At 73.9% G+C, this 20,437-nt stretch carries 18 protein-coding genes; 2 read left to right on the forward strand and 16 right to left on the reverse strand.

Annotated elements, in window-relative coordinates:
- Positions 1 to 410 precede the first annotated feature (410 nt).
- From asnB to BJY16_RS33880, 11 genes are all read right to left on the reverse strand, one after another.
- Positions 411 to 2,255, reverse strand: a complete 1,845-nt coding sequence (asnB, locus tag BJY16_RS33830) for an asparagine synthase (glutamine-hydrolyzing) (RefSeq protein WP_185043617.1) — start codon at positions 2,253 to 2,255, stop codon at positions 411 to 413.
- A complete protein-coding gene (locus BJY16_RS33835) occupies positions 2,252 to 2,734 on the reverse strand; it encodes a hypothetical protein (protein ID WP_185043618.1) in 483 nt (160 codons plus the stop codon). The genes asnB and BJY16_RS33835 overlap by 4 nt, the downstream gene beginning before the upstream one ends.
- Positions 2,728 to 3,192 carry an anthrone oxygenase family protein gene (locus BJY16_RS33840; protein ID WP_185043619.1) on the reverse strand — a complete coding sequence of 155 codons (465 nt, stop codon included), beginning with the start codon at positions 3,190 to 3,192 and terminating at the stop codon, positions 2,728 to 2,730. Before BJY16_RS33840 ends, BJY16_RS33835 begins: the two co-directional genes overlap by 7 nt.
- A gap of 145 nt (positions 3,193 to 3,337) precedes the next feature.
- On the reverse strand, positions 3,338 to 4,876 hold the full coding sequence (locus tag BJY16_RS33845) for an FAD-dependent monooxygenase (protein WP_185043620.1): 1,539 nt from the start codon (positions 4,874 to 4,876) through the stop codon (positions 3,338 to 3,340).
- Positions 4,869 to 5,891, reverse strand: coding sequence for a methyltransferase (locus BJY16_RS33850; RefSeq protein WP_185043621.1), 1,023 nt, complete (start codon positions 5,889 to 5,891; stop codon positions 4,869 to 4,871). The genes BJY16_RS33845 and BJY16_RS33850 overlap by 8 nt, the downstream gene beginning before the upstream one ends.
- Positions 5,892 to 5,971: 80 nt before the next feature.
- Positions 5,972 to 6,745, reverse strand: coding sequence for an SDR family NAD(P)-dependent oxidoreductase (locus BJY16_RS33855; RefSeq protein WP_185043622.1), 774 nt, complete (start codon positions 6,743 to 6,745; stop codon positions 5,972 to 5,974).
- Between the two features lie 13 nt (positions 6,746 to 6,758).
- Complete coding sequence (locus BJY16_RS33860) at positions 6,759 to 8,294, reverse strand: FAD-dependent oxidoreductase (RefSeq protein ID WP_185043623.1); 1,536 nt, start codon at positions 8,292 to 8,294, stop codon at positions 6,759 to 6,761.
- Positions 8,254 to 9,663, reverse strand: a complete 1,410-nt coding sequence (locus BJY16_RS33865) for a peptide MFS transporter (RefSeq protein ID WP_185043624.1) — start codon at positions 9,661 to 9,663, stop codon at positions 8,254 to 8,256. Before BJY16_RS33865 ends, BJY16_RS33860 begins: the two co-directional genes overlap by 41 nt.
- A complete protein-coding gene (locus tag BJY16_RS33870) occupies positions 9,660 to 9,854 on the reverse strand; it encodes a hypothetical protein (RefSeq protein WP_185043625.1) in 195 nt (64 codons plus the stop codon). The genes BJY16_RS33865 and BJY16_RS33870 overlap by 4 nt, the downstream gene beginning before the upstream one ends.
- Positions 9,851 to 11,278 carry an FAD-binding oxidoreductase gene (locus tag BJY16_RS33875; RefSeq protein WP_185043626.1) on the reverse strand — a complete coding sequence of 476 codons (1,428 nt, stop codon included), beginning with the start codon at positions 11,276 to 11,278 and terminating at the stop codon, positions 9,851 to 9,853. Before BJY16_RS33875 ends, BJY16_RS33870 begins: the two co-directional genes overlap by 4 nt.
- Positions 11,278 to 11,694, reverse strand: coding sequence for a hypothetical protein (locus tag BJY16_RS33880; RefSeq protein ID WP_185043627.1), 417 nt, complete (start codon positions 11,692 to 11,694; stop codon positions 11,278 to 11,280). The genes BJY16_RS33875 and BJY16_RS33880 overlap by 1 nt, the downstream gene beginning before the upstream one ends.
- A 165-nt stretch (positions 11,695 to 11,859) precedes the next feature.
- On the opposite strand from BJY16_RS33880, the gene BJY16_RS33885 reads away from it, so the two are divergent.
- Positions 11,860 to 12,348 (forward strand): MarR family winged helix-turn-helix transcriptional regulator, encoded by a 489-nt coding sequence (locus tag BJY16_RS33885; protein WP_185043628.1) that lies wholly within the window; start codon positions 11,860 to 11,862, stop codon positions 12,346 to 12,348.
- Here the strand turns inward: BJY16_RS33885 and BJY16_RS33890 are convergent.
- Positions 12,345 to 13,151 (reverse strand): SAM-dependent methyltransferase, encoded by an 807-nt coding sequence (locus BJY16_RS33890; protein WP_185043629.1) that lies wholly within the window; start codon positions 13,149 to 13,151, stop codon positions 12,345 to 12,347. The genes BJY16_RS33885 and BJY16_RS33890 overlap by 4 nt on opposite strands.
- A gap of 135 nt (positions 13,152 to 13,286) precedes the next feature.
- Here BJY16_RS33890 and BJY16_RS33895 point away from each other — a divergent pair, with 135 nt between their 5' ends.
- A complete protein-coding gene (locus tag BJY16_RS33895) occupies positions 13,287 to 14,858 on the forward strand; it encodes an FAD-dependent monooxygenase (protein WP_185043630.1) in 1,572 nt (523 codons plus the stop codon).
- A gap of 51 nt (positions 14,859 to 14,909) precedes the next feature.
- Here BJY16_RS33895 and BJY16_RS33900 read toward each other — a convergent pair whose 3' ends face one another.
- The 4 genes from BJY16_RS33900 to BJY16_RS33915 all read right to left on the reverse strand — a co-directional run bounded on the left by BJY16_RS33900 (position 14,910) and on the right by BJY16_RS33915 (position 20,420).
- Positions 14,910 to 16,463: an MDR family MFS transporter gene (locus BJY16_RS33900; protein ID WP_185043631.1), complete on the reverse strand. Its 1,554-nt coding sequence runs from the start codon at positions 16,461 to 16,463 to the stop codon at positions 14,910 to 14,912.
- A 76-nt stretch (positions 16,464 to 16,539) separates the two neighbouring features.
- Positions 16,540 to 17,520, reverse strand: a complete 981-nt coding sequence (locus BJY16_RS33905; protein WP_185043632.1) for a quinone oxidoreductase family protein — start codon at positions 17,518 to 17,520, stop codon at positions 16,540 to 16,542.
- Positions 17,521 to 17,635: 115 nt separating this feature from the next.
- Positions 17,636 to 18,829 carry a cytochrome P450 family protein gene (locus BJY16_RS33910; protein WP_185043633.1) on the reverse strand — a complete coding sequence of 398 codons (1,194 nt, stop codon included), beginning with the start codon at positions 18,827 to 18,829 and terminating at the stop codon, positions 17,636 to 17,638.
- A gap of 76 nt (positions 18,830 to 18,905) precedes the next feature.
- Positions 18,906 to 20,420 carry an FAD-dependent monooxygenase gene (locus BJY16_RS33915; RefSeq protein ID WP_185043634.1) on the reverse strand — a complete coding sequence of 505 codons (1,515 nt, stop codon included), beginning with the start codon at positions 20,418 to 20,420 and terminating at the stop codon, positions 18,906 to 18,908.
- Between the last annotated feature and the right edge of the window lie 17 nt (positions 20,421 to 20,437).

Here is a 20,437-nt window from a genome sequence, read left to right on the forward strand (position 1 = left end):
GTGAACGGGCCGATGATTTATATCCGGGAAGATGAAGCTCCGATGAAGTAGCTGGTCAGAGCCGGTTCCGGGACGTGGAGCGATGTTCGCCACAGCGCCCGGCGTCACATCGAGTGACATCGGAATGCAATTGGGAAGCCATTTTTCGGGGTCCGGATAAAGCGTCGGTCCGGACAGTTTCGTGTCCTGTCGGAATGCCTTTGGAAATGGAATAAACTTTCAGCGGGCTGTCAGCAACAGCCGCCAGCAGCGCAAAGCGTGCCGACCGGCGGGACGGGCCGGGGGCCGGCGCCCTCGCGCCGGCCCCCGGTTCACCGAACCATCGACATCAAGTTGCCGATTTCATATACATGACAGCAGTCATGCGAATGGCGTCAGACACTCCGCTCGGATCACTGTCCGTGATTGGTTCACACTCGGAGCGTGATCGCGTAGTCGGTGAGCCAGGTGTCCAGTTGCAGCACCATCTCCATGCTGGCCCGCTCCACCCAGGCGAACGCGCCCTCCGGCGCGGCCGCCGCGGCCAGCGCGGCCGTGGTCGCCGCCGGGTCGAGCAGCGGGGCGACCGCGGCGCCCGGGTCGCTCGCCACCTCGGCGAACCGGCGGCGCACCGCGTCGCCGTAAGCGGCCTCCTGGATCGTCGGGTAGGCGCTCTTGCGCCGCTCCAGCACCGGCCCGGGCAGCAGGTCGCCGACCGCCTCGCGGAGCAGGCCCTTCTCCCGGCCGCCGGCCCGTTTCATCGCGGCCGGGACGTTGTAGACGTACTCGATCAGCCGGTGGTCGCAGAACGGCGGCCGCAGCTGCACGCCGGCCGCCATGCTCAGCCGGTCCGCCCGGTCCAGGTGGGTCGGCGCCCACCGGGTCAGCGCCAGGTAGGTGACCTCCCGGGCCCGCCGCTCCGGGGCGGTCGCGCCGGGCAGGTGCGACACCTCGGCCAGCGCGTCCCGGTAGTGCCCGTCGGCGTACCCCAGGAAGTCCAGCTCCTTGCGCAGCGACAGGTCGATCAGCGAGCAGCCCAGACCACCGGCCGCCGCGTCGTGGCCGCGCTCGAACGAGACCCACGGGAAGGTGGTCGAGTTGCTGTGCTCCGGGTCGTACGCCCAGAAGTAGCCGTCGAAGACCTCGTCGGCGGTCTCGCCGGAGAGCACCGCGCGGCGGCCCTGCTCGCCGAGCCGGCGGAAGAACAGCAGCAGCGACGCGTCCATGTCGCCGAGCGGCGACGGCGCGTCCTGCGCGGCCATCGCGGCCCGGTGCAGCCCCGGGTCGGTCAGCTCGGCCAGGTCCACCAGGATCTCGGTGTGCCGGGTGCCGACGTGCTCGGCCACCATCGCGGCGAACGGCGCGTCCGGCGTGGCCCGCATCGTCGGGTGCGGCTGGAAGTTCTCGGTGTACCCGGCGAAGTTCACCGAGTACGACCGCAGCCCGGCGTCCTCACGGGCGGCCAGGGCGGTCAGCGCGCTGGAGTCGATGCCGCCGGAGAGCATCGCGTCCACCGGCAGGTCACCGCGCCGATGGCTGGACACCGCCTCGGTCAGCAGCCGCCGCACGGTGCCGACGGTGGCCGGCAGGTCGTCCCGGTGCTCCGCCGCCGCCAGGGACCAGTACCGCTGCTGGGTCAGGCCGCGGCTGCCGAACCGGACGCAGTGCCCCGGCCGTACCTCGGAGATGTCCTGGAAGACGGTCGTGCCGGGCAGCTTGCCGTGGGCGAACAGCTCGCGCAGCCCGTCGGCGTCCACCACCGGGTCGACGGCCGGGTGCGCGAACAGCGCCTTCGGCTCGGATCCGACCAGCAGGCCGGCGTCGCGCCGGGTGTAGCAGAGCGGCTTGACCCCGAGCCGGTCGCGGACCAGCAGCAGCTCCTCCCGGCGCGGGTCCCAGACGACGATCGCGAACATCCCCTCCAGCCGGGACGCGAAGTCGGCGCCCCACTCCACATAGGCCGCCAGGGCCACCTCCGCGTCCCCGCCGCCGCGGTACCAGTGCCCGCGTCCGTGCAGGTCCCGCCGCAGCTCCTCGTGGTTGTAGATCATCCCGTCGAGCATCAGGACGGCCCGGTCCGGCGCCACCGCCGGCTGCGCGCTGCCGGCCGGATCGACCGCCGCGAGCCGCTGCGCGGCGAACGCGACGTGCGGCGCCGACCACTCCCCCTCGCCGTCCGGGCCGCGGTGGCGCAGCCGCCGCGACATCTCCCGGACGATCGCCGGGTGCACCACGTCCTCCCGGCCGAAGTCCACCCACGCTGCCAGTCCGCTCATCGCTGTTCCTCCTCCAGCCGCACCTCGACCAGCGACAGGCCGCAGCGGCGGACCGCGTCGCGGACCTCCTCGCCGGTCGGGGTGCGATCCACGTTGATGATGATGCCGAGCCGGCGTTCCGCGTCGGTCCGGCCATATTCGCTGATCAGCCGGGCGTAACCGGCCACCGTGGCGTCAAGCGACTCGACCAGCCGCAGCTCGGCCGGCCGGCGCCGGCCCCGCCAGGTGAGCGCCGCGGTCGTCCCGCCGGCGAAGTTGTGCCGCCACCGGCTGCCGGTGGCGAGGTGCAGGGCGCCGCCGATCCGGTGCAGGCCGGCCACCACCTCCAGGTCCCGGCCGGTACGCCGGCCCCGGAAGTGCAGCAACACCAGCCGCTCCCCCATCGGGCCCGGGTCCGGTCCGGCCAGCCGCGCCCGGATCGCCTCGTCCCGCTGGTGCGGCGCCGGGACGTTGCGCACGATCGCCGGCGCGGTCACCACGGCGTCACCACCGCGGCGGCGGCCAGCACGCAGGCGGTCACCGCGAACGTGGTGCGCAGCAGGTTCCAGCCGCGCCAGCGCCGCCGCGGATCGGCCCAGGAGTCGTCCACCCGGGCCGGATCGGTGCGCTTGACCCGCCGGTTGATCGGCACGTTGCCGAGCTGGGACACCAGGGCGACGCCGGCCAGGGCGACCGCCACCCCGGCCAGCAGCGCGGTCCGGGCGCCGTCGTCGCTGCGCGCCGCCAGGGTCACCGCGGACCCGAACGAGGCCAGGTTGATCAGCGGCATGACCCGGTCGTAGCGGCGGCCGAGCAGCTGATGGGTGACCACGTAGCGGTCCGGCGTCATCGCGGCCAGCGCCGGGACGACGCTGAGCGCCACCGCGAACAGGACCCCGGCCAGAAGTCCGGAGCCGGTCAGCACGGTCATCGTGAGGGTCCGGTCCACCAAGCTCATGCGCGCCTCCTCCACGGCCCGGCCGGGCGGCCGGGCGCTTCGGTCCCAGCCTGGCAACCGGTGCTCGGGCTCGGCTGGAGCGCGACTGGAAACGATCAATGGCTCCTCCCGCCGCGCGGGAGGAGCCATCGCCGGGCTGCCGGGTTCAGACGGCCAGGACCGTCCGCAGCGCCTCGGTGAGCGCGCCGGCCGGGTCGGCCGGGCGACGGGCCGCCCGCCACGCCACGAAGCCGTCCGGGCGGACCAGCGCCGCGCCGCCGGGGGCCAGGCCGTACCGGTCCCGGAAGCCGGGCACCCCGGGGTCGATCACGTGCGCCTCGACCGGCACGCCGAACTTCGCCGCGGCGGCGGCCGCGGCCGCCGTCCAGTCCGGCTCCGCGCCGGCGGCGAGCACCACGAAGTCCCGGCCGAACAGGTCGATCGTCGAGCGGTCGCCGAGGACGACGTGCGGCGCGCGGGCGCCGGGCCGGCCGTCCGGCGCGAACGGGTCCTCCAGCGTGCCGTCCGGATAGCGGTAGCCGAACGTCATGGTCTCCTCGCTGACCATCGCGGCGGCCACGTCCTCGTAGCGCTTGCCCTCCCGGATCGCGAACCGCAGCATGGCCTGCTCGACGGTGCGCTCGGCGACCGGCCGGCGCTCGGCGTCGTAGGTGTCCAGCAGGCCCGGTCCGGCCACCCCGCGGTGCACCAGCGCCAGCTTCCAGGCCAGGTTGTAGGCGTCCTGGATCCCGGTGCTGGCCCCGAACGCCCCGGTCGGCGGCATCACGTGCGCGGCGTCGCCGGCCACCAGCACCCGCCCGTCGCGCATCCGGTCGGCCACCCGGGCGGAGATGTCCCAGCCCGGCCGGCTGCCGCCGGCGATCGTCACGGCCAGGTCCGGCACCCCGACCGCGGCCCGGACGATCGCCACGCACCGCTCGTCGTCGAAGTCCTCGACCCGCTGCCCGCGGTCCGGGAAGTAGGACACGTTCATCACCCAGCGCCGGTCGTTGTCCAGCGGGATGATCGTGCCGCGCACCTCGTCGTTGTTCACGTAGGCCGCGATGATCCGCCGGCCGCGCAGCGCCTCGGTGAGGTCGGCGTCGAAGAAGAAGCTGACCAGCTCGGTGATCACCCCGGGGCCGTGGTGGCCGATGCCGAGCAGCGCCCGCAGCGGGCTGCGGCTGCCGTCGGCGGCGACCAGGTAGTCCGCGGTGACCTGGTACTCCCGGCTGGCGGACCGCTCCCGCAGGGTGGCCCGGACGCCGTCGCCGTCCTGGCGGAGCGCGACCAGCTCGGTGCCGAACCGGACGTCCGCGCCGACCTCCTCGGCACGCCGGCGCAGGATCGGCTCCAGCTGGTTCTGGTCGATCAGGGTCCAGCCGGCCGGACTGATCCGGTCGATCGCCTCCGGGGTGGCGTTCGGCATCCGGACCCGCTCCCGGCCGGCCAGCGTCTCCACGTGCACCAGGTCGGTGTTGCCGGAGATCGGCGACCGGCCGGCCCGGACCGCGTCGGCCATCCCGACCGCGCCGAAGACCTCCATGGTGCGCGGGTTGATCGCCCGTGCCTTGGGGTGCTCGGAGGTGCCCGGGTGCCGTTCCACCAGGGTGGCGGAGACGCCGTGCCAGGCCAGGAAGACGGCGGTGGACAGGCCGGTGAGCCCGCCGCCGACGATCAGCACCGGGGTGTGGCGGTCAGTCATGGTCGCCCCCGGGACGCCGTCCGACGACCAGGGTGTGCGTGCCGAGCAGCGGCCGGTCGCCGCCGTCGGTGAAGCCGGCCGCGGTCACCCAGGCCCGGCAGTCGGCCACCCGGTACTCGCCGCCGTCCGGGCTGACCAGCCGCATGTGCAGGCTGCTGAGCAGCCGGTCGGCGTTGCGCCGGCCGTCGTCGATCATCCGGTCGTAGATCAGCACCGCGCCGCCGGGGCGGACCGCCTCGAACACCCGGCGGAGCAGCGCCCGGGACCGGTCGGCGTCGAAGCCGTGCAGGATGTGACCGAGAACGATCACGTCGGCGGACGGGATCGGGTCGGTGAAGAAGTCACCGGCGGTGAAAGCGATCCGCCCGGTCAGGCCCAGCCGGCCGATGTGCTCGTCGAAGATCGGCGCGGTCCGGGGCAGGTCGTAGCAGGTCGCCTCCAGGTGCGGATGGCGCTCCACCAGCACCGCCGCCAGGTTGCCGCGGGCGCCGCCGAGGTCCACGAACGACTTGTAGCCGCTCCAGTCGACCGCCTCGGCCAGTTCCACGCCCATCCGGTCGCTGAACGCGTCCAGCCCCTTCAGGAACCGTTTCATCTTCTCCGGGTCGGCGTGCCGGTCGCCGACGAAGCCGCCCTTGTCCGGGTCGAGGTGCTGCGGCTCGCCGGTCCGCAGCGCCTCGGTCAGCCGCCCCCACGTGCCGTACAGCGTCTCGTTGGTCAGATCGATGAACCCGCCCAGGTAGGTGTCCCGGTCCTGGACCAGGTAGGTGTCGGCGAGCGGGGTGTTGCGGTACCGGCCGTCCTCGCGGGCCAGCAGCCCGAGCCCGGCCAGCGCGTCGAGGAAGTCGGTGGCCAGCCGCGGGTGCAGCCCGGCCGCGGCGGCCAGCTCGCCGGCGTCCAGCGGGCCGGCCGCGAGCGCCGTGAAGACGTCCAGCTGCACCGCGCTGTGCAGGACCTTGGCGCCACAGTCGGCGATGGTGAGGCGGATGAGTGGACCGGGGTCGGTGGTGGTCACGCGATTCCTCCGATGGTGCGGGTACTCGGACCGGCACACCGTCGTGCACCGGGGTGGAAGAGGGCTGGAACGCCGCTGGATCAGCTGCCGCCGGTGACCCGCAGCGTCTCGCCGGTGGTGTTGCCGTTGGCCGCCGAGCCGAGGAACAGCACGGCGGCGGCCACGTCCTCCGGGGTGGACATCCGCCGGGTGGGCAGCGTGGCGGCCTTCGCCTCGCGGGCCGGCGCGGGCATGTGGGTGAGCACGTTGCCGGTCAGCGTCTGCCCGGGCACCACGGTGTTGACCAGGATGCCGCGGTCGCCGAGCTCCCAGGCCAGGCTGCGGGCCAGGCCGTAGAGGGCGGACTTGCCGGCGCCGTACGACCCGGCGCCGGGCACCCCGGTGTCGGCCAGGCCGGCGCCGAGGAAGACGATCCGCCCCCACGGCCGCCCGCGCATCGCCGGCAGCGCCGCCTGCACCAGGTGGTAGGTGCCGCCGATGGTGGTCTGCAGCACGTCCTGCCACTGCTTGGCCGGCACGTCCTCGAAGGCCGGGCGGGGCGCGCCGGGCCGCGGGATCGCCTCGCCCCAGCTGATCGCGTTCGCGACCAGCACGTCCAGGCCGCCCCAGCGCTCGGTCAGCCGCTCCACGGCCTCCCGGGCGGTGCGTTCGTCGCGCAGGTCGTACCGGGAGATGTCGGCCTCGCCGCCGGCGCCCCGGACCGCCTCCGCGGTCTGCTCGGCCCCGTCCCGGTTGTCGTGATAGGTGATGCCGACGCGGGCGCCCTCGGCCGCGTAGGCCAGCGCGGTCGCCCGCCCGATGCCGGAGCTGGAGCCGGTGATCAGCACGACCTTGCCGGTGAGATCGGTTCGCATGGTCACTCCTCGTTCATGCCGTCGCGGGGAACAGGACGCCGCGGACCGCGGCGAGCAGGGCCTTGGCCGGGTCGGCCGGACCGGCCGGGGACCGCCAGGCCACGAACCCGTCCGGGCGGACCAGCACCGCCTCGCCGGTCTCCAGCCGGTACGCCCGCCGGAACTCGTCCGTGTCGATCGCGCAGGCGTCGATCCGCACGCCGGTGACGGCGGCCGCCGACCGGGCCGCCTCGGTCCACCGGTCGCCGGGCCCGGCGGCCAGCACGGTGAACCCGGCCCCGAACAGGTCCAGGGTGGAGCTCTCGGCGCCGTCCCGGCGCAGCCAGACGTGCGGCGCCCGGGTGCCCGGCTCGGCGGGCAGGCCGGCCGGCTCCACGCCCGGCACCGGATAGCGGTAGCCCATGGTCACCGCCTGCGCGTCGTGCACCACCGCGTCCGGTCGCTGCCCGGACCGGACCGCGAGCTGCAGGGCGCCCTGCGCGGCGGCGAACGCGCCGACCGGGCGGCGCTCGCTGTCGTAGGTCTCCAGCAGCTCCGGCCCGGCCGTGCCGGCCAGCACCGCGGCCAGCTTCCAGGCCAGGTTGTGCGCGTCGGCGATGCCGGTGTTCGCGCCGTAGCCACCGGTCGGCGGGATCACGTGGGCGGCGTCGCCGGCCAGCAGCACCCGGCCGTCGACGTAGCGGGTGGCGGTCGACTCGGCCATGTCCCACGGGAAGCGGGAGCGGATCCGTACGTCGATGTCGTCGACGCCGATCGCGGCCCGGACCAGCTCGGCGCACCGCGAGTCGGTGAAGTCCTCGAGGCTCTCGCCGCGCTCCGGGTCGTAGCCGACGATCAGCGTGCCCTCGCGCAGCGTGTCGTCGTGCACCAGGATGCCGCGGACCCGGTCGTTGCCCACGTGCACCACGCTGAACCGCCGTCCGTCCAGGACCGGCGCCATGTCCGCGTAGAAGGCGATGCTGACATGCCGCGAGATCACCCCCCGTCCGGTACGGGGAATGCCCAGTGCCTCCCGCACCGGGCTGCGCGGCCCGTCCGCCCCGATCAGATAGTCGGCGCGGATCCGGAGTCGCTGCCCGGTCTGCTCGTCGGTCAGCACCGCGTCCACCCCGGACGGGTCCTGGGTGAACGAGGTGAGCGTGGTGGCGAACCGCAGGTCCGCGCCGAGCTCCTCGGCCCGCGCCCGGAGCAGCGGCTCCAGCCGGTCCTGGGTGAGCAGCAGCAGCCGGCACGGGGTGACCGTGTCGAGGTCGTCCTCGTCCATCTCGGTCCGGCTGAACGTGGTCCGCCCGGCGAGCGACTCGACCCCGGCCCGGGTGCGGTGCCCGGCGAACCCGGCCGCCGCCTTGAGCGCCCGCTCCTCCAGCCCGGCCTGGCGCAGCAGCTCCATGGTGCGCGGGTAGTAGCCGACCGCGCGCGGGTGCACCGAGGTGCCCGGATGCCGCTCCACCAGCACGCAGGACACGCCCTGCCGGGCCAGGAACAGCGCGCTGGACAGGCCGACCAGGCTACCCCCGGCGATCAGCACCGGCGTATACGTTTCTCTCATCGATTCCTCCGCTTGTCGGGATGGAAAGGTCCGGTCCGGCCACCAGCAGGGCGACCCCGGCCAGCACCACCGCCAGGCCGCAGCCGGCGAAGTAGATCTCCGGTTCCAGCACGCTCGTGAGCAGGTAGAGCCGGTTGCCGACCAGCGCGCCGAGGGCCGCGAACAGGCCGTACAGGCCGAGGTAGCGAGCGGTCAGCCCGGGCGGCGCGAGCCGGGCGGTGATCGCCAGGCCGAGCGGCCCGACCACCAGCTCGCCGGCCGCCTGCAGCAGGTAGACGCCGCACAGCCAGCCCGCGGACACCGGCCCGGTGGCGGCCTGCCGCTGCGCCACAGCCAGCAGCACGAAGCTGGCGCCGCCGGCGGCGAGCGCGGCCGCGAACGACCGGGCCGGGCGCCGCGGGATGTCCCGCCGCCGGCGCACCAGGGCGTAGACCGGCGCGAGCAGCAGCACCAGCGCCGGGTGCAGCGCCTGCAGCCAGGCGGCCGGCACGGTGAACCCGCTGATCGTCCGGTCGGTGTGGTCGCGGGCGAACAGCGCCAGCGCCGACGAGCCCTGCGCGAAGATCAGCCAGTACGCCGCCGACGCGCCGAGCAGCCAGGCCAGCGCGGCCAGCCGCCGCCCGGCGACCGGGTCGTCGGCCACCGCCCGGCGCAGCAGGCGCAGGTCGACGAACGGCGCGGCGACGGTGACCAGGCCCAGCCCGATCAGCACCGGGGTGATCGACAGCCGGGACCCGGCGGCCACGAGCAGCACGCCGAGGCCGGCCGCGGACCACGCCAGCCGCCGCCGGGCCGCCGCCGGCAGCGGGCGCAGCGGGCCGTGCGACGGCACCGGGCCGGTCGCGAAGACGGCCAGGCCCACCGCCATCACCACGGCCGGGGCGGCGAACGCGACCGCCCACCCGGCCCGGTCCGCGGCCAGCCCGGCGACCAGCGGCCCGGCGATCGCGCTGAACTGGATGCTGACGTAGAACACCGAGTACAGCGACGCGGTGTGGGTGCGCCCGGACGGCAGCTCGGCGACCAGCGCGGCGGTGGCCGGTTTGACCAGGCCGGTGCCGACCGCGATGCACAGCAGCCCCGGGTACACCGCGACGGTGGCGAGCAGCAGGTGCCCCGCGGCGATCAGCAGGCCGCCGGTGAGCGCGGTGGCACGGGGGCCGAGCAGCCGGTCGGCAACCCAGCCGCCCAGGCCCCCGCTCAGGAAGGACAGCGAGACGTACGCGCCGAAGACCGCCGCCGCCTGCCCGGCCGGCAGCCCGGGGCCGTCCGCCGCGACCAGGTAGAGCACCAGCGTCGCGGCCAGCCCGAAGAAGCTGAACCGCTCGCACATGTCCAGCACGAACAGCGGTCCCAGCCGTCCGGTCACGCCGCCTCCCGGTCCGCCATGTCGAGCAGCGGCAGCAGTTGCTGGACCTCGCCGAGCTGGGTCCAGAGCAGCCGCTCGGCCCGCAGGCCGGTCGGCGGCGGGACCGCCGCGCCGAAGTGCGCCGCGCCGACCGCGATCAGCCCCTCCCAGAGCAGGGCCGCGCCGGTCTGGCACCACCGTGGCCACCTCACGGCGCGACGCTCTGCTCGTGCCGGAAGAAGTCGCCCGGGTCGACCGCGCGCTTGACCGCCCGCAGGCGCGCCAGGTTCGCGCCGAAGAACCGGGACGGCCAGTCCGGCTCCGGGCGGGTGCTCGGGAAGTTGACGTACGACCCGCAGGCCACCGGCGCCAGCGTGGCGGCGGTCCGGTCGGTCCACGCCCAGGCGGCCGGCATCGCCTCCGGGCTCGGGGCGCGCAGCGCGTACTGGAAGCCGGCCAGGAACCGGGCGCTCCGGTGCGGGTACGCGGTGGCCGCCGGATCCACGTCGTTCGCCCGCCCGCCGACCGCGATGAACAACAGGTACCGCTCCTGGTCCAGGGACGGGTCCCAGGCCTCGACCGCGGCCGACGCCTCGGCGGCGGTCATCGCCCGGTCGGTGAGCCGGTAGGTGCGCAGCGTCATCGGATGCCGGTGACCGCGGGCCACCGGGCTGCTGCCGGCGCGGTGGCACTCGGCCGGCGACAGGTCGCCGCACAGGCTGCGGTGCATCGCCTCGGCGTACGGCTCCGGCCCGGTCACCCGGGACTCGGCCGGCGCGCTGCCGGCGCCCTCGGCCAGGTGCGCCAGCTCGGCGGCGAGCCGGTCGGCGCCGCCCAGCGAGACGCCCCAGACCCGGACCGAGGCCGGCTTGCCGGGACCGAACGAGGGCAGCACCACCAGCGAGGAGCCGAGCGTGTCCGGGGCGGCCACGCACCAGTCCTGCCAGGCGGCCACCACCTCGGCGGCGCGCTCGATCGGCCAGGTGGTGTCGTAGCGGACCAGGTACGGTGCGGCGATCGCGCGGACCTCGTAGTCGACCACCACGCCGAAGGTGCCGCCGCCACCGCCGCGCAGCGCCCAGAACAGATCCGGCTCCACCTCCTCGCTGCAGTGCACCAGGCGGCCGTCGGCGAGCACCACGTCGGCCGAGACCAGCCGGTCGCTGCCCACCCCGAACCGGCGGGTCTGCCAGCCGAGGCCGCCGCCGGCCAGGAAGCCGCCGGCCGCGACGGTCGGGAAGGTGCCGGTGACGATCTGCCGGCCGAGCGGGCCGAGCCGGTCCAGCGCGTCGACCGAGCGCAGCCCCGGTCCGAGATGGACGGTGGCGCCGGTGAGCCGGATGTGGTCGAGCCGGGACACGTCGATGACCAGCGCCTCGCCGGTGGACCAGCCGTTGTGGCTGTGCCCGCCGCTGCGCAGGCGTACCGGCAGGTCCTGCTCGGCGGCGAAGCGGACCGCGGCCTGCACGTCGGCGACCGTGGCGCAGTAGGCCACGGCCAGCGGCGCGATCGCGTCGAACTCGACCTGCTGCAGCTCGCGGGCCTGCGGATAGCGCTCGTCGCCGGGACGGATCAGGTCACCGGTGAGCCGGGCGGTCAGCGCGCCCCAGGCCACCGAGGATGCGACGGACGGCATTACCGGTCGACGCCGTACTTGGTGGCGGTGACCGCCGACCCGCCGTGGCTGCGCAGCGGCTTGCCGTCGGCGTCGTGGAAGGTCGCGCCGCCCTCGCCGGTCCAGCTGTCGGCCGCGGTCAGCGTGCCGCGCACGGTGATGTGCGCGGTGCCCTTGAAACCGCCGTCCGCGTCGGCGGCCAGGATGTGCGCGTTGTAGACGAAGGTGTCCGGGCCGGTGGCGGCCCAGTTCCCGAGGCCGATGTTCTTCGCGTTCAGCTGGGTGAGGATGACTCCCCCGTCGGCGGTGAAGGCGGACAGGCCGACGACCGGGGTGCCGTCGTTGTCCAGCACGGTGGTCCAGGAGCCGACCAGCCGGCCGGCCACCGAGGCGCGATGATCGGCGGTCGGGGTGGTGGTGACGGCGACGTCGCTCACGGCGCTCTCCTGTCTGCACTGCGCGGGCCGGTCCCGCGCCGGCCATCACTCTCAGATCCGGGACTCAAGCGCCGGTCGAGTGACGCTGTAGCCGTCGCGCGGTAGCATCTCGCCGGGGTGAGGTCATATGCATGACGTCACTCATAAGACTCAGGAGCGGGGGACATGGACGCGACCAGCGGCACGACGCGAGCGGAAGAGCTGATGGACGCGGTGGGCCCGGCCTTCTCCCGGCTGGGCCGGTCGGTCGCGCTGAACGCGCAGAAACCGATCTCGCGCCGGGATCTGACCCGGACCCGGGTGCTGCAGATCGCGTACGACGCCGCCGAGCGGGCCGACCACGACATCACCGTCGGTGACATCGCCGAGCGGCTCGCGGTCGATCCGTCGGCCGCGAGCCGCATGGTGTCCGACGCCATCTCGGCCGGTTATCTGCGCCGGGTCGCCTCCCAGCGGGACGGCCGGCGGACCGTGGTGCAGCTGACCGACGCGGGCAGCGCGATGCTGGCCGATTTCCGCCAGCACCAGCGCGCCGCCTACGAGCACATCACCCGGGACTGGCCGGAGCAGGAGCGCCTGGAGTTCGCCCGGCTGCTGATCAAGTATGTCGACGCGCTGGCCGCGCTGCCCGCGGTGCCGGAGCGCGAGGACTAGCTCTTGCGGGCCACGCCGGCCAGCATCGGCGCGTCGGCGCCCAGGCCGTCCGGGTCGCCGCCGGGCTCCGGGCGCCACAGCGGCACCGGCACCACGCCCGGTTCGAGCAGCTCCAGCCCGTGGAAGAGGGACGTCACCTCGGCGCGGTCCCGCCAGATCACCTCGTTGACCGCGCCCTGGTAACGCGCCGCGAAACCGGGCGTGGCGTCCGGGACGGTCTCCGCCCCGGCGTGCGTGACGACCAGGTAGCTGCCCGGGGCGAGCGGGTCGACGTACCGGTCGACCAGCGCGACCGGGTCGGCGTCCGGCGGCACGAAGTGGATGATCGCGGCCAGGATCACCGCGATCGGCTGGTCGAAGTCGAGCAGCGCGCGGGTCTGCGGGGCGTCCAGGATGTCCGTCCACTTGAAGATGTCGCCCTGGATCGCGACGGCGCGCGGCTCGTCGGCCAGGATCGCCCCGGCGTGCGCCACCGCGACCGGGTCGATGTCGACGTAGACCACCCGGCTGTCCGGGGCGCAGGCGAGCGCGATCTCGTGCACGTTGCCCTCGGTCGGGATCCCCGAGCCGACGTCCAGGAACTGCCGGATGCCGAGCCCGGACAGCTCGCGCACGGCCCGGCGCAGGAACGCGCGGTTGGCCCGGAAGGTCTGCGGCAGCATCGGGTTGGCCTGTTCGACGGTGCGGCCGACCTCCCGGTCCACCGGGAAGTTGTGTGAGCCGCCGATCCAGTAGTCGTAGACCCGAGCGATGCTCGGCCTGTCGATGTCGATCTCCGGCGGCGCCCAGCTGGGACGGGTCACGGCATTTCCTCACTTCTCCTTGACGGTACGACGGCCTCACGCTGCCCGGCGGAGCTGGAATGTCGCTCGATCCTCGACGGAACCTCCAGCCGGTCCCGGTTTGCTGGGCGGGATTCCCGATCCGAAGGAGCATCCGTGACTGATGACGAGACACCCGTCCTGATCGTCGGCGGCAGCCTGGCCGGCCTGTCGTCCGCCCTGTTCCTGGCCCACCAGGGGATCCGCCCGCTGCTGGTCGAGCGGCATCCGCGGATCTCCGCGCACCCGCGGGCGCAGGCGGCCAGCCCGCGCACCATGGAGCTGCTGGACGCGATCGGCCTGGGCGACGAGGTGCGCGCGGCCGAGACCCCGAACGCCCAGTACGGCGACATCCTGCAGGTGGAGTCGCTGGCCGGCAAGGAGCTCGGCCGGTTCGACGGCCCGTTCCGGCACGACACGCACGGGGTGAGCCGGACCGGGTGGACGCTGATCGGGCAGGACCGCCTGGAGCCGATCCTGCGCGCCCGGGCCGAGCAGCTCGGCGCCGACATCCGCTTCGGCACCGAGCTGGTCGGGCACACCCAGGACGCCGACGGGGTGACCGCGGTGATCCGTGGCGCCGACGGCGCCGAGCGCACCGTCCGGGCGAAGTACCTGATCGCCGCGGACGGCCACCGCAGCCCGATCCGGGCCGAGCTGGGGATCGGCACCACCGGCCGGGGCACCTTCGGCCGCCAGATGATCATCCTGTTCCGGGCCGACCTGGAGCCGCTGGTCGCCGGCCGCAAGTTCTTCCTCTGCTTCGTCAGCAACCCGGACGTGCACGGCGTGCTGGGCCAGCTCGGCGCGGCCGGCACCCGGCTGTGGTGCCTGGCGCCGAGCCTGCGCCCGGAGGACGGGCACCAGGAGTACCCGCCGGAGCGGTGCGTCGAGCTGGTCCGGGCCGCGGCCGGCGTGCCGGACCTGCCGCTGACCGTGACCGACGCGTCGAGCTGGGAGATCGCCGCCCGGGTCGCCGAGCGGTTCCGCGCGGGCCGGGTCTTCCTGGTCGGCGACTCGGCGCACGTGATGCCGCCGACCGGCGGCTTCGGCGGCAACATGGGCCTGCAGGACGCGCACAACCTGGCCTGGAAGCTGGCCCTGGTGCTGCGCGGCACCGCCGCCCCGAGCCTGCTGGACACCTACGAGCCGGAGCGGCTGCCGGTCGCCGAGTTCACCGTCGAGCAGGGCGTCATCCGCTACCTGCAGCGCAGCGGCCTGGACCCGGAGGTGGCCGCCCGGCACCAGCCGGAGGCCACCGTGCTGTTCGGCCACCGGTACCGGTCGGCCGCGGTGCTCACCGAGGACGACGACCCAGCCGTGGTGGAGGATCCGCGGGAGGCGTCCGGCCGGCCCGGCACCCGGGCGCCCTACCTGCCGCTGCGCCACGGCGACCGCGAGGTGTCCCTGGCCGACCTGGTCCACCGGGACTTCACGCTGGTGGCCGCGGCCGGCGGCGACGCCTGGCTGGCGGCCGGCGAGAAGGCCGGCATCCCGCTGGACCGCTACCTGGTGGGCGCCGACCTGATCGACCCGGCCGGGCAGTTCCCCGCCCGGTACGGCGTCGGCGACACCGGCGCGGTGCTGATCCGTCCGGACGGCTTCGTGGCCTGGCGGGCGCCCGCGGTCACCGCCGACCCGGTGGAGTCGCTGCGGTCGGCCGTCGCCCGGCTGCTCGGGCACGAGTGAAACGCCGGTGGTCCTCCCCCGGGACGGGGAGGACCACCGGCGCGTGGACGGCTACTCCGCCTTGGCGTCACCGCCGTGGTGGTGCTGACGCAGCCGCACGTCCTTGAGCAGCAGCGCCAGCACCAGGCCGACCGCCAGCATCGGCAGGGTGGCGAGGAAGACCGGGCTCAGCGCGTCCGCGTACGCCTGGGCCACCCCGTGCCGCACCGCGGCCGGCAGATGCTGGAGCACCTCCTGCGAGGAGGTCGCGTCCACCGACAGGCTGCCGCGCGCGTCCGCGGGCAGGTGCTCGGCCAGCGAGGTCGCCAGCCGGTCGTAGAAGATCGCGGCGAACACCGAGATCCCGATCGAGGTGCCGACCGTCCGGAAGAACGGGATGGTGGCCGAGACGGCGCCCATGTCCTCCCGGGGCGCCGCGTTCTGCGCCGCCATCGCCAGCACCTGGATGTTGAGGCCGGCCGCGACGCCCAGCACGACCATGTAGCCGATCGCGACCGCGCGCGGCGTGTCGGCGTCCATGGTGGCCAGCAGCGCCGCGGCGACCAGGCCGAGCGCCATGCTGGCCACCGGGTACCACTTGTAGCGGCCGCTCTTGGCGATGTGCTTGGTGCTCAGCATCGACGAGGCGACCAGGCCGAGCATCATCGGCAGCAGGATCAGGCCGGACTGGGTCGGCGTGGCGCCGGTCACCACCTGGACGAACAGCGCCAGGAAGTTCACCGAGCCGAGGAAGACCGCGCCGGCCAGCGCGCCGATTAGCACGGCCAGGGTCAGCGTCGAGTTCTTGAACAGGCGCAGCGGGATGACCGGCTCCGGCACCCGGCGCTCGACCAGGATGAACAGCGCGGTGCACAGCAGCGTCGCCGCGCCCAGGCCGAGGATGATCCCGGACGTCCAGTCGTAGCGGACCCCGCCCCAGCTGGTGACCAGGGTGAGGCCGACGATCGCGCCGGTCAGCAGCACGATGCCGGCGTAGTCGATCCGCGGCCGGCGCGGATGGCGGGGCAGGTGCAGGAAGAGCCCGACGGCGATCAGGGCCAGCAGCGCGAGCGGCACGTTGAGGAAGAAGACCCAGCGCCAGCTGAGCGCGTCGGTGAGCACCCCGCCGACTGCCGGGCCGGCCAGCGCGCTGACCGCGAAGACCATCGAGAAGTAGCCGTAGTAACGGGCACCCTCGCGGGGCGCGAACATCTCGCCGATGATCGCGAGCACCGAGACCAGCAGGCCGCCGGCGCCGATGCCCTGCACCACGCGGAACGCGATGAGCTGCCCGATGTTCTGGGCCAGGCCGCACGCGAACGAGGCGGCCAGGAACAGCACGATGGCGGTGAGGAAGACGTTCTTGCGTCCGAACAGGTCGCCGAGCTTGCCGTACACCGGGGTGCTGACGCTGCTGGCGATGATGTAGGCGGTCGTCACCCAGGCGAACTCGGAGAGCCCGCCGAGGTCGCTGACGATCCGGGGCAGGGCGGTCGCGACGATCTGCGCGTCGAGCATGCCGAGGAAGACGGCGAGCATGAGCGCGAACATGACCAGGCCCTGCCGTGGCCGAGGTGATCGTGGCGCCGCCGGCGTGCCCGGTACGTGGGCCGCGGTGGAAGTCACAACTGTTTCCTTCGTAGAAAGTCCAGGATGGGACGCGGGGCGCGAGACGGGGGACTCGCACCCCGCGGGTCAGGTGTTACGGAACGAGGACGACCTTGCCGAGCTGGGCCCGGGCCTCCATCAGCTCGTGCGCCTTGGCGGCCTCGTCGAGCGGCAGCGTGGTGTGCACGACCGGCTTGAGCTTGCCGGTGGCCAGCATGTTCACCAGGTCGCGCTCGCCGGCCTGGATGACCTCCGGCTGGGTGAACATGATCGCGTAGAGGCTGAAGCCGGTGACCGTCTTCATGTCGATCAGGTCGACGACGCTGACCGGCGGGATGTCGAACCCGGCGGCCGATCCGTAGAAGACCAGCCGGCCGAACTGGGCGATCAGCGGGATGCTCTGCCGCAGGATGTCGCCGCCGACGGTCTCCAGGATCACGTCGGCGCCCTTGCCGTCGGTGGCGGCCAGCACCTCCTCGGCCCAGCCGTCCTTGGTGTAGTCGATCGCGACGTCGGCGCCGAGCGAGCGGGCGAACTCCAGCTTGGCCGGGCTGCTGGCGGTGGCGATCACCTTGCCGGCGCCGAGCGCCTTGGCGATCTGCACCGCCAGGTGGCCGACCCCGCCGGCCGCGGCGTCGATCAGGATGGTCTCGCCGGCCTGGAGCCGGCCGCCCGCGGTGATCGCGTGGTAGGCGGTCTGCGCCGGGCTGAGCAGCGCGGTGGCCTGGCCGGCGTCGACGCCGTCCGGGATGGCCAGCAGTGAGGTGGCGTCGGCGGTGACGTAGTCGGCGTAGGCGCCGTGCCAGACGCCGGCCACCACGCGGTCGCCGGGCTGCACGCCGGTGACGTCGTCGCCGATCGCCTCGACGGTGCCGGCCACGTCGCCGCCGGGCGCGCCGGGCAGCTCGGCCGGGCCGCCGATCGGCAGGCCCTGACGGCGCTGCACCTCGGCGAAGTTGACGCCGATCGCTTCGACCCGGATGAGGACGTCACGCGGGCCGGGCGCCGGCTTCGGCGCCTCCTCGACGCGCAGCACGGACGGGTCGCCGTGGTTGTAGTGACGAACGATTCGCATCAGTCTGCTCCAGATGGGAGTGAGATCGAGTCCAGAGCACACTCATGGACCCCGCCGGGGACGCCCCGGTTCCGAATACATGCACACTATCACACAACTGCGTGACTACAAGCATTTACGGTGCGGACCAGCTCACCGGGATCTCGGCATAGCCGCTCAGCAGCCGGTTCGGCAGCCACACCAGCTCGGTGGCGGGCACCGCGAGCCGCAGCTGCGGCAGCCGCCGGAGCAGCGTGCCCACCGCGATCTCCAGCTCCAGCCGGCCCAGTGACGCGCCCAGGCAGTAGTGCATGCCCTGCCCGAGCGTCAGGTGCGCGAGGTTCCTGCGCCGGATGTCGAGCGCCGCCGGGTCGGTGAACTCCCGCTCGTCCCGGTTGGCCGCCCCGATCGCGGCCAGCACCCCGCTGTTCGCCGGGATGACCGTGTCCCCGATCCGCACCTCCTCCAGGGTCACCCGGTACGCGGCGCCGTCGCCCGGGCCCTGGAAGCGCATCAGCTCCTCCATGGCCGGCCCGAGCAGGCTCTCGTCCCGGCGCAGCGCGGCCAACTGCTCCGGGTGCTCCAGGAGCATCACGACGCAGCTGCCGATCTGGTGGATGGTGGTCTCGTACCCGGCGATCAGCAGCAGCGTGGCCATCGAGACCAGCTCCGACTCGCTCAGCCGGTCACCGCCGTCGTGCGCCTGCACGAGGGCGCTGAGCAGGTCGTCACCCGGGTTCGCCCGCTTCGCCTTGGTCAGGTCGGTGAGGTAGCCGCGCAGCGACATGTAGGCCGCCACGATCGTGTCGACCGGCACCTCGGCCAGCGCCACCAGCGTGCCGGCCCAGCCGACGAAGGCGTCCCGGTCGGACAGCGGCACGCCGAGCAGCTCACAGATCACCGTGATCGGCAGCGGGTGCGCGAACGCCGCGTTCAGGTCGGCCGGCTCACCGGCCAGCACCATCCGGTCGATCAGCTCGTCGGCGAGCTGCTGGATCCGCGGCCGCATCTGCTCGACCCGGCGCGGGGTGAACCCGGCCGACACCAGCCGGCGCAGCCGGGTGTGCTCGGGCGCGTCGGTGTGGTGCATGCTGTCGTCCGGCGGGAACGGCGACGGCTGCGGCACGCCGGGCCGGTGCAGGTCGCTGCTGAACCGCGGGTCGGTGAGCACCATCCGGACGTCCTCGTAACGCCCCACCAGGTAGGCCGGTGCGCCGGTGGACATCCGGACCTGGACCACCCGGGCGTCCCGCAGCCGCTGGTAGTCGTCCGGTGGCTCGATCGGGGACTGCCGGATGAACGGGAACGCCACTGCCACGTCGTCGGTCATGCGATTTCCTTCTCAGGAGGTGCGGTCAGGGGTGGCGCCCCGGCCGCGACCCCCGTCGCGGCCGGGGCGGCGGCGATCAGCTCTTGCCGAACCAGGTGCGCAGCGCGGCGCCGAGCCCGTCCCGGACCCGCTGCGGCTCGGTGTCCCGGGCGGCCGCCCAGGCGACGTAACCGTCCGGGCGGACCAGCAGCCCGGCCAGGTCGGACTCGTCCTTGCCGGTGGCCGCGACCGAGGTGACCCGGGAGGCGTCGGCGACGCTCGCCGACCAGTCCCGGTGGGCTGCCGCGATCTCGGCGCTGCCACCCAGGTCGAGCAGCACGGCTGTGCCGCCGCGCAGCAGCTCGGCCAGCCGGGTCCCGCCGTCCGCGGTCTCCAGCGGCAGGTCCGGCGCGAACCTGCCGACCAGCGGGTGCACCTCGGCGCCGCCGGACAGGTCGTAGTGGACGTTGACACCGGAGAGCATCTCGGCGATGTGCCGGTTGGCCGCGTCGATCCGCATCAGCGACTCGAGCAGCTCGCGCAGCGGGGTGACGTCCGGGTCCGGGTTCATCAGGGCGATCTGCGCCCGGGTGTTCTCCAGCACCCGGCGGGCCGGCGGCTGCCGCTCGGCGTCGTAGGTGTCCAGCAGCCCGGCCGGGGCCCAGCCGTGGATCTGCGCGGCCAGCTTCCACCCGAGGTTCAGCGCGTCCTGCAGGCCCAGGTTGAGGCCCTGGCCGCCGACCGGGAAGTGGATGTGCGCGGCGTCGCCGGCCAGCAGGATCCGGCCGGACCGGTACCGGTCGGCCTGGCGGGCCGAGTCGGTGAACCAGGACAGCCACCGGGCGTCGTGCGCGCCGTGGTCGGTGCCCCAGATCTCGCGCATGCTGGCGGTCAGCTCGTCGAGGGTGAGGCTCTCCTCCGGGTTCTTCTTGTCCGGTCCGAAGTCGAAGGTCGCCACCCGGTGGTAGCGGTCGTCCAGCGGCACGCAGAAGAGCAGGCCGCGCTCGGTGCGCTCCATGCCCATCGGGGCGTTGTCCCGGTCGGCGAGCACCACGTCGCCGAGGCGGGCGGTCACCCGGCCGCCGGTGCCCGGGAAGCCGATGCCGGCCGCCTTGCGCACGATGCTGCGCGCGCCGTCGCAGCCGACCACGTACGCGGCGCGCAGCTCGTAGGCGCCGTCCGGCCCGGTGGCGGCGACCGTGACCCCGTCGGCGTCCTGGTCGATCGCGGTGACCGTGTGCCGGCGGCGGATGTCCGCGCCGGACTCGATCGCGTGCGCCTCCAGCAGTTCCTCGGTCCGCGCCTGCTCGCTGAGCAGCGCGTAGCCGTGGCTGCTGTCCAGCAGGCTGAAGTCGACCCAGACGTCCAGGCCGGCGAAGTGACCGTTGTTCCAGGAGCGGGCGCCGTCCCGGAAGCGGTCCACCAGGCCGCGCCGGTCCAGCGACTCCAGGGACCGGGCGTGCAGGCCGAACGCCTTGGAATGCGGCGATCGCTCCGGCAGCTGTTCGAGCAGTACCACGCTGGTGCCGGCGAGTCGCAGCTCGGCGGCGAGCAGCATGCCGACCGGGCCGCCCCCGACGATGACGACGTCCGTCCGGTTGTTCTGGGTCATCACTTGTGCCCTCTCGA

The organism is Actinoplanes octamycinicus (assembly GCF_014205225.1).
GTDB lineage: Bacteria > Actinomycetota > Actinomycetes > Mycobacteriales > Micromonosporaceae > Actinoplanes > Actinoplanes octamycinicus.